Source organism: Mycobacterium sp., assembly GCF_965229105.1.
Classification (GTDB): domain Bacteria; phylum Actinomycetota; class Actinomycetes; order Mycobacteriales; family Mycobacteriaceae; genus Mycobacterium.
Genome location: NZ_OZ245858.1, coordinates 67896 through 84439 on the forward strand (window position 1 = coordinate 67896; position 16544 = coordinate 84439).

The following is a 16544-nucleotide window of genomic DNA, read 5'->3' on the forward strand; positions in this document are numbered from 1 at the left end:
TTCATCCCAACACCGAAAGAGGAGATCCGATGACTATCAGCCGCGACGAGGCGATCGCGCTACTGGAGGACCTGGTGCGAATCGACTCGGTAACGCCGTGGCTCATCCCTGGCGGCGCCGGCGAAGGCGAGGTCGCGCGCTACATCCGCGACTGGATGGGCAACCTTGGCCTTGAGGTGATGTTAGAAGAAGTGGAACCGGGCCGGCCCAACGTGCTCGCGTGGCTGCGCGGGACGACGCCAGGACCGACGATCTGCCTGACCGCCCACAGTGACACCGTTGGGTACGCCAACTGGTCCGACCGTGCACTGACACCCGAGATCACCGGTGATCGGATGATCGGCCTGGGTGTGGCCGACGACAAGGGCGGCTGCGCCGCAGCCATGCTCGCTGTACGCGAGCTGGTCCGTTCGGGCACTGAACTGGCGGGCAGCGTCCTGGTCGCGTTGGTGGCCGACGAAGAGGGAGTCAGCATCGGGATGGAACATCTGGTCGCCCACCACGCGGAGGAGATCGACCTGGCGATCAATCTCGAACCCGACGGTTCGCACACCATCTTCGGTGAGCATCAGGGATTTGGTTGGATCGACATTGTGGTGCACGGGGTGCCCGCCCACGGCTCGGCGCCCGATAAAGGGGTTGACGCCATCGTGCACATGGCCGAGGTCATCACCCGGTTGCATCGCTTGGACGAAACCGTCTGGAAACCCAATCCCGACGAGAAGAACGGCAGAACGGTCTTTCACACCGGCACCATCCACGGTGGGACGGATTACGCCACCTACCCCAACGAGGTTGTGCTCGGCATCGAAATCGGTACCCAGCCCGGCGAGACGCTGGCCGACCGGGTCGCCGAGATCGAGGCGATCTTCGACGAGGTACGCGCTGCCGAGCCCGGATTCAGCGGCGAGGTCAGAGTGCGGTTGGACCGGGAACCGTTCACCGGCAAGGGAAATACCGCGCTGTTGGCCGCCCTGGTCGATGCCACCGAGGCTGTCAACGGAGTGCGGTCGGAGGTGACCGGGCTCAACGCGTGGACCGATGCTGCCCTTTTGCAGAACGCCGGCATTCCGACCGTCCTGTTCGGACCTGACGGCGGGAACTACCATGCCGCCGACGAATGGGTGTCGATACCCGATGTCGTGGCCAGCGCAGAGATCCTGCGTCAGACCGTGGCCACACTGCTCGCCACGTCGGTGACTGCGCACTGACATGTCGACCACACCTTCGAAGGAGAATCCGATGTCATTCGCTGAGGCGTTCGCGTCGCGCACCACGACCACCAGCGAGATGTTCACCCGGGCCAAGCGCACCGTGCCGGGAGGCGCGGGGTCCACCGCCCGGCTGCCCCGTAACGGTTGGCAGCCCTACCCGCTGTTCATCACCGAGGGCAGCGGCTCGCGGTTGATCGACGTAGACGGTCACGAATATGTGGACTATCTACTCGGACTGGGACCGATGATTCTGGGGCATCGGCACCCGGTGGTCACCGAGGCGGTCCAGCGTGCGATCGGCGAGCTGGGAACCTGCTTCGGCCTGCCGTACGAGCTCGAGATCGAGGCTGCGGAGAAAGTGGTTGCCGCGGTGCCGGGTATCGAACAGGTTCGGTTCACCAACTCCGGCTCAGAAGCAGTCGGTACGGCGGTGCGACTGGCACGCGCTACGACCGGCCGGCGTCTCATCGTTCGGTTCGAAGGGCATTATCACGGCTGGCAGGACACCGTCTACTGGTCCAATCACGTCGACCCCGTCCTCGCCGGACCAGCAGATCACCCACGGCCGGTGGCGATGGGTCCCGGGGTGCCTGCCGAACTCGAAGACACTCTGGTCGTGTTGACCTGGAACGACCCCGAGAGCTTCGTCAACCTGATGGAGACCCGGGGCGAGGAGGTGGCCGCTGTGCTCACCGAACCGGCGGTCTTCAACACCGGTTGCATCCTGCCTGAGCCGGGCTACCTGCAACTGCTACGCGACCAAACCCGCAAGCACGGTGCACTTCTGATCTTCGACGAGGTCATCACGGGGTTTCGGTTCGCTCGAGGCGGAGCTCAGGAATGGTTCGGGGTGACACCGGATCTCACCACGCTGGCCAAGGGACTCGGGGGCGGCTTCCCCGTCGCCGCAGTCGGAGGATCGGTGGAGGCGATGCGCCTGATCGCCGAAGGCGTGTACTCGCAGTCAGGCACCTACAACGCGAATGTCGTGCAGTGCGCGTCAGTTTCGGCGACCATGGACGTGCTGTCCGAGCCTGGACTGTACGAACGGCAGCGCGCCCTTGGCTTCCGGCTCGCCGAGGGTCTGAGCGGACTCGCCGCCGAAAACGGTCTAGACGCCTACGTCGAAGGATTGGGGACAGTGTTCCAACTGTGGTTCGCTGACGGACCTATCCACAACTGGCGTGACGCCGTGGCACACGCCGACGAGCCGATGTTCACCCGCTGGTATCAGGAGATGGTGATTCGGGGGGTTCTGTTCCACCCGCTCCAGTTCGAGAATCTGTTCGTTTCGCTCGTCCACGACGACCGCGATATCGACCAGACCCTCAACGCTGCCGCCGACGCGCTGGCGGTCGTCGCCCGTACCCGCCCTGCCGCCTCCCGGTCGTGACCACACCCTTGTTCGTCGGTGTCGATCTGGGTACCTCAGCGATCAAGGCAGTAGCGCTGGGCCCCGACGGTCACGTGCATGCGGTCGCGCGCCACAGCTACCCCACACAACGGCCAGAACCCGGTGCTGCAGAACAGGATCCGCAGCACTGGTGCACCGGCCTCGGCATCGTTCTCCATTCGATCACCACGGCGATCCCTGGGCAATCGGTGGCAGGCATCGGGCTGACCGCGATGTTGCCGACCTTGGTGGAACTCGATGGTGACGGCAACCCTATCGGTCCTGCCATCACCTGGGAGGATTCGCGGGCCGAGGCACAGGCGAGCGCCTACCGCGCCGCGGTGGGCGACGACACGCTGTACCGGGTCACCGGCCAGCGGGTCGACGGACGGTATCTGGCGCCCATGCACAGGCGATTGCACGGGCTGGGCCGCAGCGGCGCTCGGATGGCGGGCGCCAAGGATGTGTTGTTCCGCGAGCTCACCGGTGAGCTTCTCACCGATCCTAGTACCGCAGCCGGCTTCGGTGTCTTCGACCTCGGCCGTGGCCGATGGGATCCGGATCTGGTTGCAGCAGCAGAGCTTGCCGGTCTTCCGGCCGTGGTGCCGGCGAGTACGTCGCTACCGATCCTGGCCCGCTGGGGTGAGCGGCTGGGTCTGCCATCGGGAGTGCCGGTGGTGCTCGGTGCGGCGGATTCCGTGCTGGGTGCGCTGGGAGTCGGCGCAGGAGACACCGGTGACGTAGCGGTCATTGCCGGCACCAGTGCCATCGTGTTGGGCATCTCCGACGCGTTGATCCTCGACGCCGCCCGGCGTTATCTGGTCACCCCGTTGGCCGGTGACGGCTGGGGGCTCGAGATGGATCTACTGGCGATGGGCTCGGCGTTCGACGGTATCGCGGCCCTGCTCGGCCTCCCCGACCCGGCGGCACTGCTCGACGCTGCCGCAGGGGTACCGATCGACGAGGCGCCGGTGTTTCTGCCCTACTTGACACCGGGAGAGCAAGGGGCGCTGTGGGATCCGAGCCTTACCGGGGTGTTACACGGCCTGCGCCTCGGGATGGCGCCAGCGCACATCGGTCGGGGTCTGCTCACCGGTGTGATCACTGAGCTACGCCGATGCATCGAAGTGCTGGCGACCACGACGGGTCGCCGCGGCCCCATCCTGCTCGGCGGCGGCGCCGCGGCGAGCCCCCTGATGTGGCAGGACTTGGCCGACGCAACCGGCCGGGAGGTGCGCATCGACCCACTCGTGCAGGACCACTCAGCCGTGGGTGCCGCCCTCTTCGCGGCGCACAGCCTCGGCCACCCGGTCGAGCGCCGCGGGAGCGCCGCACGCACCATCGCGCCGCGGACCGACCGCTTCGCCCAGTGGACCGAGATCGCCGCGCGTCACGACACGTTGCGGCACGCCACCACGATGGGGATGGACCGATGACCGTGCGGCAGTGTGTGGTGGACGACGAGAAATTCGGGGCCACCGCAGCAGACGTGGTGCAGTCTCGACTGCCCGGTGCGCGGCCGCGACTCGGCGTGGCAACCGGCAGTACGCCCCTGCGCGTTTACACCGAACTTGCCCTGCGATCAAGTTCCGGTGCAATCGATTTCAGTGACGGTTCGATCATTGCGCTCGACGAATACGTTGGACTCCCCGCGGAGAATCCTCGCAGCTATGCCTGCTACGTGCACGAGTTGATCGCAGGCCCGTTAGGGGTTCCGCGCGCCAACGTGATCATCGCCGATGGGGCTGCCGACGATCCGCAGGCTGAGGCGACGGAGCTCAGTGGCCGGATCGCAGGTATCGGCGGAATCGATGTGCAGATCGTGGGTCTTGGCGGCAACGGGCACCTCGGCTTCAACGAACCGGGCTCGTCGTTCGATTCGACCACCCGGGTGGTGGACCTCGATGAGCAGACCCGAAGTGACAACGCGCGGTTCTTTGATGGCGATGTCCGTAAAGTGCCGCGGCGGGCGATCACTCAGGGCCTGAGCACCATTATGTGTGCACGCTCGATCCTGCTGTTGGCTTCCGGCGAGCACAAAGCTGCCCCGCTATCGGCCGCTCTGTGCGGCCCGGTGACCATGGCCGTTCCGGCGTCGATCTTACAACGGCATCCTGACGTGACGGTGGTCGCAGATTATGCCGCGGCGGCGCTGCTGTGACCGACCCCAGAGCGGACAGGTTGCCGGATTCCCGAGTGCTCGAACTGTTTCCGCCGGGCACACGACGTGACGACGACGGCACCGTGATGGTCGGCGGCTGCCGGCTCGACACCCTGGCCCAGCAGTTCGGCACACCGGTCTTGGTGGTCTCCGAAGACGCACTTCGACAGCGGGCACGCGACTACCTCGCGGCATTCCGCAGCCGCTGGCCTCGCTCGGATGTCGCATTTGCATCGAAGGCATTTCCTTGCACCGCAATTCAGCGGGTGATGGCCGAGGAGGGACTGCATCTCGACGTGGCAGGCGGAGGCGAGATCATCACCGCACTCGCCGCCGGCGCCGATCCGAGCCGAATGCTGTTGCACGGCAATGCCAAGACCGATGAGGAACTCAGTCTGGCCGTACGCAACGGTGTCGGATTGATCGTCGTCGACAACTTCGACGATATCGACCGGCTGGAACACATCGTGCCCCGCGGACACCGGCAGCCCTGTCTGGTCAGGGTGGTGCCCAGCGTTGCGGCCGCTACCCATGCATCGGTCGCGACCGGTCACGTCGGCTCGAAGTTCGGCCTACTTCCGGAGCTGGCCCGTGAGGCGATACGGCGCATCGAACGCAGTCCGGTACTGCGCTGCGACGGCCTGCACACGCATGTCGGCTCACAGTTGCTCAATGTCGACGAGCTGGCGGCCGCGGTCGAACCGCTTGCGAAGCTGGGCTCCTTCGAGGTCTATGACCTAGGCGGTGGGCTCGGGGTGCGCTACACCTACGCGGAAAGCCCTCCGACAGTTGATGATTACGCGCAGACATTGCTCTCTCGCGCCCACGATCTACTGCCCAGCGGCAGCCGCATCATCGTGGAACCCGGCCGCAGCATGGTCGCGGTCAGTGCGTGCACTGTCTATCGGGTGATCACGGTCAAACAGGGTCCAGTGACACACGTCGCCGTAGACGGTGGCATGGCCGACAACCTCGAGGTGTCGCTGTACGGGCAGCGATATGAGGCGACGATCGTCGACCGCGTCGGCGGCGGTGAACCCGTCAGCCTTGTCGGACGCCACTGCGAATCCGGGGATCAGCTCATCGACGGTGTGCCGTTACAGGCTGCGCAGGTAGGCGATCTCGTGGCTGTGCCTGGCACCGGTGCGTACTGCTACACGATGTCCAATCAGTACAACGGGGCACGACGCATCCCAGTCGTGTTCGTCGCAGGCGGCTCGGCCAGGCTCGTGGTCCGGCGCGACACGTGGGACGACCTGTTGTCGCGCGATATGCCGCCGCCGAGCGAAAGTCTCCAAACCTCTTCTTGATTCACGTCCCAATGACAACGCTTAACCCAACCTGATGATCTAGATGATGGGAGATCCACCGTGCCGACAACACCACCGATCGACAGCCAGCGCCCCGCGGGCCTGAAGTCCGGTGCACTACGAGCCGGCGACGTGGTGGTGATGGCACTGGCGAGTTCGGGTCCCACCCAGAGCGTGGCGGTGACGCTCGCGGCGATCCTTGCCACCGTCGCCTACGCCGGTTTCCTGCCCATTCTGATCTGTTTCGTGCCCATGCTGGGTATCGCGCTGGGCTACCAGCGCCTGCACGCATGGCAGCCCAGCGCAGGCGCGACGTACTCCTGGGTGGGTCGCGTCCTGAGTCCACACGCCGGATTCTTCGCCGGCTGGATCATGCTGCTGTACTACACCGTCGGCACGACGAGCCTGACCATCCCGCTGGGCAGTTATCTGCTCAGCTTCTTCTCCGACGACGCGGCCAACGATGCCACCGCGGTGGCAGCGGTCGGTACCGCCTTCAACCTGATCGTGTTGGTCGTTGCGGCTCTCGGTGCGCAGTTGTCGGCCCGATTCCAGTGGATGTGGGCGGTTTTCGAGTACGCGCTCGTCCTCGGATTCGCGATTGCCGCGATCGTGTACATCGCCAAGGGCCATGACGGTGTCGTCACCGTCGACTCGTCGTGGTTCACCATCAGCGGCGCCGGCGGTTTCAAGTCGCTGATCTCCGGTGTACTGCTGGCCATCTTCCTGTATTCCGGTTGGGACACAGCAGCTTACGTCGGCGAGGAATCGTCAGGCCGCAAAGCCGGTCGCGCCGCAGTGACCAGTGTCATCCTGCTTTTCGTCATCTACTCGGTGACCGTTCTTGCCTTCCAGGGCATCGCGCCCCTGCAGGAAATGCAGGACCACGCAGCCAACATCCTCGCATTCGTCGGCGAGCGCATCGGCGGGGGTTTCTGGAAGCAGGTGATGATCGTCGCGGTCCTCGGCGGAACGCTGGCATCACTGCTCGCCGCGATCGTCAGCTCGTCGCGGATTGGGTTTGCGATGGGTCGTGACCGGGTGATCCCCGGGTGGTTCGGCGGCGTCAGCCCGCGCTACCGCACACCATGGAATGCCACCATTGTCTTCGGCTTGCTCAACGTCGTCTTCTTGTGGGGCTCGACCTTGATCAGCTCGGTCGGCGCGGCGCTCGCTGACATCGTCAGCACCCTGGGACTGATGGCCGCGATGTTCTATCTCCTCACCGCCAGCACCGCGATCTGGTGTTATCGCCGCCGCATCATCACCAGCATTTCTGACTTCGTGATCGGCGGACTGCTGCCGGGGTTGGGGGCAGCCTTCATGGCCTTCGTGATCATCTACTCGCTGGCGTCGGGATCACTCAACGGCGTCGAGATCGCCTTCGGCGTCGGACTGTCCTTGCTGGGACTCGTTCTGTCGGTGATCTCGTCGCGCGTTGGCCGCGCGCCGTACTACACCGATCCCCGCAGTAGCTACGGCGATCACATTGACGCCGAACTGGCAGCTCAGTAGGTCTAAAGCCGCGGCTTTTCGTCGACGACGTCGTAGAACGACTCACCGTCTTCCGGTGCCCCGTCGATCTGACCCCGGTCACGGCGCTCTGGACGAGGGGCTTCGGCGGTAACCGGGTCGTCCACGGCGACGTCGGGCTCCTCATCGGAGAGTCGTTCATCGAGGCTCTCGTGCTCCTCGACCTCGATCCACTCCTCGGGCGGATCGACAACAGTGTCACCGTCATCGTTGCGCACCTCGTCGGAATCCAGCGATTCGCTCGGGCTCAGCGTGTTCTCGGGTCCCGGATCGTCATAGTCGGCCATCAGGGAATCTTGCCCCATCCCCGGGCCGGGTAAACACCGCGGTCTGATCCAGCGACCAGTCCCACAACCGGGTGGCCTGTTCGGGGTCGACCGCGTGCTGCGCATAACCGCCGGGGGAGCCGTCAGCGAACGGTTCGGCAATACCGCAGTCCTCCAGGTAGATCCCGCCATGACCGTCGAGGGCGGGACTGGTCGCGGCCCAGACGGTGGTCGCTGCGCCGTGACTGACATCGGTGGGCGTCAGCGGACCCCATGCCGCCATATCGGCGGCGTTGACGTGTCTCCCGAGATCGGTGACGACGACACCGGGGTGAACGGCGAACGCGTGGATGCCTTGCGGGGCGAGTCGGCGCTCAAGTTCGACGGTGAACAGCACGTTGGCCGATTTGCTCTGCCCGTAGGCGACCCATTTCTGATAGGTCGACTCGTCGAGGAAGTTCGGGTCATCCCACCGGATACCGCTGACCAGATGACCGCGGCTGCTGAGGTTGACGATCCGCGACCCGGCACCCAGGCTGGCCGTCAGTGTGTTGGTGAACACGAAGTGACCGAGATGGTTTGTGCCGAGCTGCATTTCGAAGCCCTGCGCGGTGCGTTGCAACGGCGGTGCCATAACGCCCGCGTTGTTGATCAGCAGATCGATCCTGGGGTGGCGCGCCGTGATATCCGCAGCGGCGGCGCGCACCGAATCGAGATCGGCGAGGTTGAGTTCGACGATGTCCGCACCGGTGAGCACCGTGGCGGCCTTGTCGACATCACGGACCGCCGCGATCACCGTCGCACCCTTGGCCGCCAGGGCCCGTGCGGTCTCCAATCCGAGTCCTGACGAGGCCCCGGTCACCACCGCGGTGCGCCCACGCAGATCGACATCGGCAAGTACCGCGTCAGTCGTGCACTCAGAACTCATGCCGGCTCTCCTGTTTCGCTCGCCTTCGATGTCCACCGTGGTGCCCGACGCTCCCGCCAGGCAGCGGCACCTTCGGATGCTTGGGATTGTGTGGGGTCGCCCATGAGTATGCGATGGGCTCTGGTCTCCTCTTCGGCCACCTCGTCGAGATTCAGATCGCCCCACAGCAGCCGTTTACTCAGCGCCACCGACGCCGGGTTGGTGTGGATCGCGGCATCACGAGCCATTGCGACAGCGGCGGCCAACACCTCCGATGCGGGTAACGCACGACTGGCGATCCCCAGACCGGCCGCCTCGCGCCCGGTGACCGTCCGACCGGTCAGTAGCAGATCGGCCGCAACGGCCAGCCCGACCGCATGCCGCAGCGTGTAATGGGCCTGACAGTCGGCGATGGTCCCGCGGCGGACCTGCGGCACCGACAGCTGCGCATCCTCGGCCACCAGTCGCACATCGCATTGCAGGGCCAGCGTCAACCCGACGCCGATGGCGTGTCCGTTGATCGCGGCGATCACCAGCTTGCGCAGCCGAAACGCAGGCGGCTGCACAGGTGAGGCGGTGAAACCGTCATCGGGTGCCCGGAACGCACCGGACCCCTCGGACAGGTCGGCACCGGCGCAGAACGCCCGACCGGCCCCGGTCAGGACGACCACGCGGATACCGTCATCGGCGTCGCAGCGGCGGTATGCCGCACTGAGCGCGGCACCGGTCGCGTGCGAAAACGCGTTGAGCCGCTGCGGTCCATCCAGGGTGATCACAGCGACCCCGGCCCCGGCGTCGTCGACGACTACCCCGGTGGTCACATCGGTGATCTTGCAACACCGATGTGCTGCATCGACGTCAAATGCAACTTCTGGGCTGCCTGCGCTGCCCTGGTACCGCACACTGTGTCCATGTTCTCGTTGCAAGGAAAGTCTGTCCTGGTCACCGGCGGCAGTAAAGGTATCGGCCGCGGTATCGCATCGGTCTTCGCCACCGCCGGCGCCAATGTCGCCATCGCCGCCAGATCCACCGCCGATATCGATGCCGTCGTGGCTGCACTCGATGTGCTCGGCGACGGAAAAGTCATTGGTGTCACTGCCGATGTGAGCCAACGAGATTCGTGTGTAGCGATGGCCGATGCGGCTATCGCGGCCTTCGGCGGTCTCGACGTGCTGTGCGCCAATGCCGGCATTTTCCCCGAGGCGCCGCTGGCGACGATGACCACCGAACAGCTCGATCAGATGCTCGACGTCAACGTCAAGAGCACGTTCTTCAGCGTGCAGGCCTGCCTGGACGCACTAATCGCATCGGGCCGTGGCCGGGTGGTGTTGACATCGTCGATCACGGGCCCCATCACGGGCTTCCCGGGGTGGTCGCATTACGGTGCATCGAAAGCCGCGCAACTGGGCTTCATGCGCACGGCCGCCATCGAACTGGCGCCGCACCGGATCACCGTCAATGCCGTGCTGCCCGGCAACATCATGAGCGAGGGCATGATCGACAACGGCGAGGAGTACATCGCCCAGATGGCACGCTCCATCCCCGCAGGCGCGCTGGGCAAGCCCGAAGACATCGGTTACGCCGCGGCATTCCTGGCCAGCGACGAAGCCAGTTACATCACCGGTCAGACGATCACCGTCGATGGGGGGCAGGTGCTGCCCGAGTCCCCGGAGGCGATCCTCCCGATCTAGCCCCCCTGGAACTCGTTGAACGCAGCCAACAGGTCTGCACCACCGAGTCCGTTGACCCCGCACTGGTTCTGCAGGTCGACCAGTGGCCTGGTGATCCCCTTGAGCTCGAGGTACTCACCGGGGTTGGCGGTGAAGTAGGTGCGTACCGAGGCGCGCGCCTCGTCCGGCGACTGCGACGCCGCATTGGTCAGCGCCTGATCGGCACCGGGATGGGCACTGAGGAACTGGCTGGCGGCGCCGGACACCGAACTGATCGTGGCGGTTGCTCCACTGGCCGAACACGGCGCCGCATTGGCGACCGGCGCCGCGAGGGCGGCCACCGCCATCCCCCCGACAACGCAACCGGCAAATAGGCCGGCCATTCCTCGACGCGTGCTGGAACCACTTATTTCCATTGCTTTTATCCTTCGATTTCGACGATCTCCAGCCCCGAATTGTCGGCGTACCCGCGATGACGCGCGGCAAAACGACTGCAGAGCGGGCGCGGACTTCTGAGCAATCCGCCACATTGACCTTGTGCGAGCACTTTTCGCCGATAGTGATCCAATCGTTATAAAACCTGGTCGTAGATCCCAAATTGGGGGCGCCCCACCAACGTGTTACCCGTGAGTAACCTACGGATCCGTAAGTTAGGTTATTGTCCTGTCATGGGGAACGAATAACCGGAGGCAGCAACGATGGACGACATGCAGTACCTGGAGCTACACGGCGAGCGTGTGGCCTATCAGGACGCCGGTGACGGCGAGGCGTTGCTACTCATCCACGGGATGGCCGGAAGTTCTGACACCTGGCGCGACGTCATACCCCAACTTGCGAAGCACTTTCGGGTTATCGCACCTGATCTGCTCGGACACGGTCAATCGGATAAGCCGCGCGGCGATTACTCGCTCGGGGCATTTGCCGCCTCGCTACGAGATCTGCTCGACGAGCTCGGAGTTGCGCGGGCGACGATCATCGGCCAGTCCCTTGGTGGTGGGATCGCTATGCAGTTCGCCTACCAGCACCGCGACCGTTGCGAACGCGTCGTCCTGATCGGTAGCGGCGGGTTGGGTCCCGACCTGAGCTGGGCACTGCGGCTGTTGTCGGCACCGGGCGCAGAGTTCGTGTTACCTGTCATCACCCCGCAACCCATCCTCACCGCGGGGAACAAGATCAAGTCCTTACTGTCGTCCGCTGGTGTGCAGTCACCCCGTGGCGCCGAAATGTGGAGTGCGTACACATCGCTGTCTGACCGCGCTACCCGCAACGCCTTCCTGCGTACGCTGCGCTCGGTCGTGGACTACCGGGGCCAGGCGGTCAGCGCGCTGAACAAACTGCACCTGACCGCACAGATGCCGGTGATGTTCATCTGGGGCGACCGGGACAAGATCATCCCGGTCTCACACGGCTACGCCGCCCATGAGGCACTGCCCGGTAGTCGGCTGGAGATCCTGCCCGGACTCGGGCACTTCCCCCATGTCGAGTCACCGACGCAGGTCGTTGAGTTGCTTGAGGACTTCATCGCCACCACCGAGCGACGGTCCGCGCTGATCACCCGCTGCTAGTCGCCGTCGGACATGATCGCTCGTGGACATGGGTAACCTCGGACCTAACAAGCTCAGGAGGCTCATATGGCGGGTCGAACCATCGTCATCACCGGCGCCAGCGACGGTCTTGGTGCCGTGGCTGCCCAGCGTCTGATCCGCAGCGGCGAGAACGTCGTCGTCGTCGGACGCTCACCACAAAAGACCGCGGCCGTCGCCGCGCCGCTCAACGCCGACTACTTCGTGGCGGATTTCGCCGATCTGTTCCAGGTACGGGAATTGGCGACGCAGCTGTTGGCGCGGTACCCGCGCATCGACGTGCTGGCCAACAACGCGGGCGGCATGATGGGCGCCCAGCGGGTGACCACCGTCGATGGGCACGAAAAGACCTTCCAGGTCAATCATCTGGCGCCCTTCCTGCTCACGACGCTGCTGCTGGACCGGCTGATCGAGGCCCGCGGCACCGTCATCAACACCAGCAGTATCGGCAACCGGTTCGGCCACATCGATATCACCGACCTTGACCACCAACGCGGTTTCCAAGCGCAAAAGGCCTATGGCAGCGCCAAATTGGCGAACATCTTGTTCACCAAGGAACTTCACCGGCGTCATCACGGTGACGGGATCTCCACGGCCGCATTCCATCCGGGCCCGGTGGCCTCCAATTTTGGTGCCGAGTCCGGGAAACTGATGCAGCTGGTGTATCACTCACCACTGAAGAACGTCGCGTTGATCGGTCCCGAACGGGGCTCCGACCAACTTGTGTGGCTGGCCTCGGCAACCCCAGGCACCGATTGGACCTCCGGCGAGTACTACACCAAGTACACGCCGGGATGGCGTAACAAACAGGCCAACGACCGCCTGCTCGCCGAGCAGCTGTGGGAGCGCAGCCTCGCCATGGTGACCGTCGCAGAAACTCCAGGAGCGCCGTCATGACCGTCACCATCGTTGACGCAGGTCCGCATCAGGTCAGCCGGTCGATCGAGGTGAATGCCCCGGCCGCGGAGTTGTTCGCCCTGGTGGCCGACCCACGGCGGCACCACGAACTCGACGGTTCGGGCACTGTCAACAACAACATCAAGGCCCCCGCGAAACTTGTTGCCGGAGCCAAGTTCTCGACGAAAATGCGGATGAAGGGCGTGCCGTACTGGATCGTCAGCACCGTCACCGCGCTCAAGCCCGACGAACTCGTCGAATGGCGTCACCCGTTCGGGCACCACTGGCGCTGGGAATTCGAGGCAGTGTCACCGACAGTGACCCGGGTGACCGAGACCTTCGACTACCGCAACACCGGCACCATCAAAGACAGCCTGAAGTACTACGAGCGCACCGGTTTCGCCAAGGACAACGCCAAGGGCATCGAAGCCACGTTGACCAAGCTGGCGGCCAAGTACCCCGCCTGACACATGCGAGCAGACCAGGAGCGAACTCCTGGTCTGCTTACGGTCGAGCTAGAACGCGATGAACAGAATCTCGTCGCGCGAGTACTGGTGGTCGGGATGGTTCTCCGACAGGTGCTTCTGCGTCTTCTCGACGAGATCGTCCTCGTTGGTGCCGACGATCGACTCGCCGCAGGGGCAGTTCAGGTGTGTCTTCATGCTTCAGGTCTACCTGAACCGTCGCGGGCAGGAAAGTCCGGCCCGGCCCTTGCGTAATTCGATTGCATCAAGAAATGATGGGATTGCTTTACTGCGGCTCCTGTCGCGTTCGGACAACCATTGAGGACGGTGCGGCAATGTGGGATTTCGAGACGGACCCCGACTACCAGGAGAAGCTCGACTGGGTCGAGGAACTGATGGTCAACGAACTCGAACCGCTCGACCTGGTGGAGCTTGACCCGTACGACAAGCGCAACCCCGAGGTGATGGCGGTGCTTCGCCCGCTGCAACAGAAGGTCAAGGACCACGGACTGTGGGCGGCGCACCTGAGCCCCGACCTCGGCGGGCAGGGCTACGGCCAGGTCAAGCTGGCGTTGTTGAACGAAATTCTAGGCCGGTCCCGTTGGGCCCCATCAGTTTTCGGCTCCCAAGCGCCCGATTCGGGCAATGCCGAGATCATCGCACTCTTCGGAACCGACGAGCAGAAGCGCCGCTACCTGCAACCGCTACTCGACGGTGACATCAGCTCCTGTTACTCGATGACCGAACCCCAGGGCGGCTCCGATCCCGGCCTTTTCGTCACTCGGGCCGAACGCGACGGCGACTCCTGGCTGATCAACGGCGAAAAATGGTTCTCCTCCAACGCCAGGCACGCCTCCTTCTACATCGTCATGGCCGTCACCAATCCCGAAGCGCGCACCCGCGACAAGATGTCGCTGTTCATCGTGCCCGCCGAGACACCGGGCATCGAGATCGTCCGGAACGTCGGGGTCGGGGGTGAGTCATCTGATCACGCCTCACACGGGTACGTCCGCTACACCAACGTCCGCGTCCCCCTGGACCACGTGCTCGGTGGTGAAGGCCAAGCCTTCGCGATCGCCCAGACGCGCCTCGGCGGTGGTCGCATTCACCATGCGATGCGCACAATTGCGTTGGCCCGCAAAGCCTTCGACATGATGTGTGAGCGAGCGGTATCCCGCCAGACCCGCCAGGGTCCGCTGGGCAGTTTCCAGATGACGCAGGAGAAGATCGCCGACAGCTGGATCCAGATCGAGCAGTTCCGGCTGCTGGTGCTGCGCACCGCCTGGCTGATCGACAAACATCATGACTATCAGATGGTGCGCCGCGATATCGCGGCGGTGAAGGTAGCCATGCCCCAGGTGCTCCACGATGTGGTGCAGCGGGCGATGCACTTGCACGGCGCGCTGGGGGTGTCCAACGAGATGCCCTTCATCAGGATGATGGTCGCGGCCGAATCCCTCGGTATCGCCGACGGACCCACCGAAGTGCACAAGCTCACCCTGGCCCGTCGCACCCTCGCCGAGTACGAGCCGGTGACGACGCTGTTCCCGTCGGCGCATATCCCGACCCGCCGAGCCGCCGCCCGCGCCCGGCTCGCAGAGCGCCTCGAGCGTGAGGTCGCCGAACTCTGAGCGCGGCTGCGTCTACCAAAAGCACGCGGGCCAACCTGCTGGCCGCCGCCGAGCAACTGTTCGCCGAGCGCGGCGTCGACGGTGTCAGCCTGCGGGAGATCGCGCGCAGCGCGGGCGCGAAGAATGTCATCGCGGTGCAGTACCACTTCGCCGACCGTGACGGCGTGCTGCAGGGCATCCTCGATAAGCACCTGCCCACGGTCGACGCCCGCAGGCACGCGCTACTCGACGCCACCGAGGGCGAACCGACGCTGCGCACGATGGCCGGCGCGCTGGTCCGCCCGCTGGGCGCCAAACTGGGCGACGCCGATGGTGGGCCCGCGTTCCTGCAGGTGTACGCCGACCTGCTGAACCGGCCCAAACCGGCGTTGAACGCGGCCGACGGGCGGTTCGGCAGCCTTCGACGCTGGCGCGAACTCGTCGCGCCGCTGCTGGACCCCGAGGCGGCCAAACTTCATCCGCGCCTGGACGCGCTGATCTACACCGCGGTCGAACTGGCCCGACGTGCGCAGTCGGGGCCGCACACCGACGACCGGCTGTTCATCAGTCACCTCATCGACGTGGTGTCCGCGATCCTCGGCGCGCCCATGTCGGGGGAAACCCGGCACCTGGTCGCCGACCGTGAGATTCGCCGCGGCAGCTGAGCCCAGCTTCTCGGCGAGTGGGCAGTTGTGACACGCTTTGTTCTGACATGCGTGCATCAAATCCACACTCGCCCAGCCGATGAGTTGGACTCACATCGTCTTGCTGGGACTCGCGGGCATCGGCGGTGGATTGACGGGCAGCATCGCCGGCCTGGCCTCGGTGACCACCTACCCCGCGCTCCTGGCCGTTGGCCTGCCGCCGGTCAGCGCCAACGTCACCAACACGGTGGCACTGGTGTTCAACGGTGTCGGTTCGATCTGGGGTTCGCGGCCCGAACTGAAGGGCCAGCGCGCGTTTCTGCTGCGCACGGTGCCAATGGCGATGGTCGGCGGTGGCCTTGGCGCGGTGCTGCTGCTGTCCACGCCCGCTGAGGGTTTCGAGAAGCTGGTACCCATCCTGATCGGCTTCTCGGCAATCGCCATCCTGCTGCCGCCGGGCAAGAGTGCCGTGCCGGGTGAGAAACCGCGTCAGCGGCGCGGCATACAGATACTGGAGGCAGGCGCCATCCTGGTGATCGCCATCTACGGCGGGTACTTCGGCGCGGCAGCTGGAGTGCTGCTGCTCGCCCTGTTGCTGCGGGCGGGCGGCGCCACCTTGGCCCATGCCAACGCCTCGAAGAACGTTCTGCTCGGCGCGTCGAACTCGGTGGCCGCGCTGATCTTCATCGTCGTCGCCCCGGTGCACTGGGCCGCGGTGATACCCCTGGGCGCAGGCTGTTTGATCGGATCGAGGCTCGGGCCGATCGTCGTGCGCCACGCCCCGGCGACGCCGATCCGACTGCTGATCGGCGCCGGCGGCATGGTGCTGGCGATCAAGCTCGGTGTCGACGCCTACCGGTAGTCCCCCTCGCGAGTCCCCCATTCCCCGCGA

At 65.0% G+C, this 16544-nt stretch carries 18 protein-coding genes; 13 read left to right on the forward strand and 5 right to left on the reverse strand.

All coding sequences use genetic code 11. The features are described from left to right. The first annotated feature begins 29 nt into the window (after positions 1 to 29). The 6 genes from ADBZ9O_RS00330 to ADBZ9O_RS00355 are packed head-to-tail and all read left to right on the forward strand — an operon-like array spanning position 30 to position 7593. Positions 30 to 1211 carry a M20 family metallopeptidase gene (locus ADBZ9O_RS00330; protein WP_526527505.1) on the forward strand — a complete coding sequence of 394 codons (1182 nt, stop codon included), beginning with the start codon at positions 30 to 32 and terminating at the stop codon, positions 1209 to 1211. 31 nt (positions 1212 to 1242) lie between these two features. Next, the gene (locus ADBZ9O_RS00335; protein ID WP_526527506.1) at positions 1243 to 2607 is read left to right on the forward strand and encodes an aspartate aminotransferase family protein; all 1365 of its coding nucleotides are present in this window, start codon (positions 1243 to 1245) and stop codon (positions 2605 to 2607) included. Continuing rightward, the gene (locus tag ADBZ9O_RS00340; RefSeq protein ID WP_526527507.1) at positions 2604 to 4043 is read left to right on the forward strand and encodes a xylulokinase; all 1440 of its coding nucleotides are present in this window, start codon (positions 2604 to 2606) and stop codon (positions 4041 to 4043) included. Before ADBZ9O_RS00335 ends, ADBZ9O_RS00340 begins: the two co-directional genes overlap by 4 nt. Continuing rightward, positions 4040 to 4768: a glucosamine-6-phosphate deaminase gene (locus ADBZ9O_RS00345; RefSeq protein WP_526527508.1), complete on the forward strand. Its 729-nt coding sequence runs from the start codon at positions 4040 to 4042 to the stop codon at positions 4766 to 4768. Before ADBZ9O_RS00340 ends, ADBZ9O_RS00345 begins: the two co-directional genes overlap by 4 nt. Further along, entirely contained in the window at positions 4765 to 6078 is a 1314-nt protein-coding gene (lysA, locus tag ADBZ9O_RS00350) for a diaminopimelate decarboxylase (RefSeq protein WP_526527509.1), read from the forward strand. Before ADBZ9O_RS00345 ends, lysA begins: the two co-directional genes overlap by 4 nt. Before the next feature lie 60 nt (positions 6079 to 6138). Next, on the forward strand, positions 6139 to 7593 hold the full coding sequence (locus ADBZ9O_RS00355; protein WP_526527510.1) for an amino acid permease: 1455 nt from the start codon (positions 6139 to 6141) through the stop codon (positions 7591 to 7593). Positions 7594 to 7595: 2 nt separating this feature from the next. Here the strand turns inward: ADBZ9O_RS00355 and ADBZ9O_RS00360 are convergent, their stop codons facing one another. Genes ADBZ9O_RS00360 through ADBZ9O_RS00370 form a run of 3 tightly spaced genes read right to left on the reverse strand, consistent with a single transcriptional unit; the run spans position 7596 to position 9614 of the window. Continuing rightward, positions 7596 to 7898, reverse strand: coding sequence for a hypothetical protein (locus tag ADBZ9O_RS00360; protein WP_526527511.1), 303 nt, complete (start codon positions 7896 to 7898; stop codon positions 7596 to 7598). Beyond that, entirely contained in the window at positions 7885 to 8805 is a 921-nt protein-coding gene (locus ADBZ9O_RS00365) for an SDR family oxidoreductase (RefSeq protein WP_526527512.1), read from the reverse strand. The genes ADBZ9O_RS00360 and ADBZ9O_RS00365 overlap by 14 nt, the downstream gene beginning before the upstream one ends. Further along, a complete protein-coding gene (locus ADBZ9O_RS00370; protein WP_526533734.1) occupies positions 8802 to 9614 on the reverse strand; it encodes an enoyl-CoA hydratase/isomerase family protein in 813 nt (270 codons plus the stop codon). Before ADBZ9O_RS00370 ends, ADBZ9O_RS00365 begins: the two co-directional genes overlap by 4 nt. An 81-nt stretch (positions 9615 to 9695) precedes the next feature. Between ADBZ9O_RS00370 and fabG the strand changes: the two genes are divergently transcribed. Beyond that, positions 9696 to 10475 (forward strand): 3-oxoacyl-ACP reductase FabG, encoded by a 780-nt coding sequence (fabG, locus tag ADBZ9O_RS00375; protein ID WP_526527513.1) that lies wholly within the window; start codon positions 9696 to 9698, stop codon positions 10473 to 10475. On the opposite strand, the gene ADBZ9O_RS00380 is transcribed toward fabG, so the two are convergent. Beyond that, on the reverse strand, positions 10472 to 10837 hold the full coding sequence (locus ADBZ9O_RS00380) for a hemophore-related protein (protein WP_526527514.1): 366 nt from the start codon (positions 10835 to 10837) through the stop codon (positions 10472 to 10474). The two genes, fabG and ADBZ9O_RS00380, sit on opposite strands and share 4 nt — an antisense overlap. Before the next feature lie 315 nt (positions 10838 to 11152). On the opposite strand from ADBZ9O_RS00380, the gene ADBZ9O_RS00385 reads away from it, so the two are divergent. The 3 genes from ADBZ9O_RS00385 (at position 11153) to ADBZ9O_RS00395 (ending at position 13401) form a co-directional block, all read left to right on the forward strand. Next, on the forward strand, positions 11153 to 12019 hold the full coding sequence (locus ADBZ9O_RS00385) for an alpha/beta fold hydrolase (protein WP_526527515.1): 867 nt from the start codon (positions 11153 to 11155) through the stop codon (positions 12017 to 12019). 66 nt (positions 12020 to 12085) lie between these two features. Next, complete coding sequence (locus ADBZ9O_RS00390; RefSeq protein WP_526527516.1) at positions 12086 to 12934, forward strand: SDR family NAD(P)-dependent oxidoreductase; 849 nt, start codon at positions 12086 to 12088, stop codon at positions 12932 to 12934. Continuing rightward, complete coding sequence (locus ADBZ9O_RS00395; protein ID WP_526527517.1) at positions 12931 to 13401, forward strand: SRPBCC family protein; 471 nt, start codon at positions 12931 to 12933, stop codon at positions 13399 to 13401. Before ADBZ9O_RS00390 ends, ADBZ9O_RS00395 begins: the two co-directional genes overlap by 4 nt. A 48-nt stretch (positions 13402 to 13449) precedes the next feature. Here ADBZ9O_RS00395 and ADBZ9O_RS00400 read toward each other — a convergent pair whose 3' ends face one another. After that, positions 13450 to 13596, reverse strand: coding sequence for a DUF1059 domain-containing protein (locus ADBZ9O_RS00400; protein WP_526527518.1), 147 nt, complete (start codon positions 13594 to 13596; stop codon positions 13450 to 13452). Positions 13597 to 13733: 137 nt separating this feature from the next. On the opposite strand from ADBZ9O_RS00400, the gene ADBZ9O_RS00405 reads away from it, so the two are divergent. The 3 genes from ADBZ9O_RS00405 (at position 13734) to ADBZ9O_RS00415 (ending at position 16514) form a co-directional block, all read left to right on the forward strand. Beyond that, on the forward strand, positions 13734 to 15029 hold the full coding sequence (locus tag ADBZ9O_RS00405) for an acyl-CoA dehydrogenase family protein (RefSeq protein ID WP_526527519.1): 1296 nt from the start codon (positions 13734 to 13736) through the stop codon (positions 15027 to 15029). A gap of 56 nt (positions 15030 to 15085) precedes the next feature. Continuing rightward, the gene (locus ADBZ9O_RS00410) at positions 15086 to 15673 is read left to right on the forward strand and encodes a TetR/AcrR family transcriptional regulator (protein WP_526533736.1); all 588 of its coding nucleotides are present in this window, start codon (positions 15086 to 15088) and stop codon (positions 15671 to 15673) included. A gap of 79 nt (positions 15674 to 15752) precedes the next feature. Next, positions 15753 to 16514 carry a sulfite exporter TauE/SafE family protein gene (locus tag ADBZ9O_RS00415; protein WP_526527520.1) on the forward strand — a complete coding sequence of 254 codons (762 nt, stop codon included), beginning with the start codon at positions 15753 to 15755 and terminating at the stop codon, positions 16512 to 16514. Positions 16515 to 16544 lie beyond the last annotated feature (30 nt).

Coding starts and splice junctions, on each gene's coding strand:
- ADBZ9O_RS00400 (WP_526527518.1), bottom strand. CDS start 13,596: ATGAAGACACACCTGAACTGCCCCTGCGGCGAGTCGATCGTCGGCACC.
- ADBZ9O_RS00330 (WP_526527505.1), top strand. CDS start 30: ATGACTATCAGCCGCGACGAGGCGATCGCGCTACTGGAGGACCTGGTG.
- ADBZ9O_RS00335 (WP_526527506.1), top strand. CDS start 1,243: ATGTCATTCGCTGAGGCGTTCGCGTCGCGCACCACGACCACCAGCGAG.
- ADBZ9O_RS00415 (WP_526527520.1), top strand. CDS start 15,753: ATGAGTTGGACTCACATCGTCTTGCTGGGACTCGCGGGCATCGGCGGT.
- ADBZ9O_RS00345 (WP_526527508.1), top strand. CDS start 4,040: ATGACCGTGCGGCAGTGTGTGGTGGACGACGAGAAATTCGGGGCCACC.
- ADBZ9O_RS00395 (WP_526527517.1), top strand. CDS start 12,931: ATGACCGTCACCATCGTTGACGCAGGTCCGCATCAGGTCAGCCGGTCG.
- ADBZ9O_RS00365 (WP_526527512.1), bottom strand. CDS start 8,805: ATGAGTTCTGAGTGCACGACTGACGCGGTACTTGCCGATGTCGATCTG.
- ADBZ9O_RS00385 (WP_526527515.1), top strand. CDS start 11,153: ATGGACGACATGCAGTACCTGGAGCTACACGGCGAGCGTGTGGCCTAT.
- fabG (WP_526527513.1), top strand. CDS start 9,696: ATGTTCTCGTTGCAAGGAAAGTCTGTCCTGGTCACCGGCGGCAGTAAA.
- ADBZ9O_RS00360 (WP_526527511.1), bottom strand. CDS start 7,898: ATGGCCGACTATGACGATCCGGGACCCGAGAACACGCTGAGCCCGAGC.
- ADBZ9O_RS00405 (WP_526527519.1), top strand. CDS start 13,734: ATGTGGGATTTCGAGACGGACCCCGACTACCAGGAGAAGCTCGACTGG.
- ADBZ9O_RS00390 (WP_526527516.1), top strand. CDS start 12,086: ATGGCGGGTCGAACCATCGTCATCACCGGCGCCAGCGACGGTCTTGGT.
- ADBZ9O_RS00380 (WP_526527514.1), bottom strand. CDS start 10,837: ATGGCCGGCCTATTTGCCGGTTGCGTTGTCGGGGGGATGGCGGTGGCC.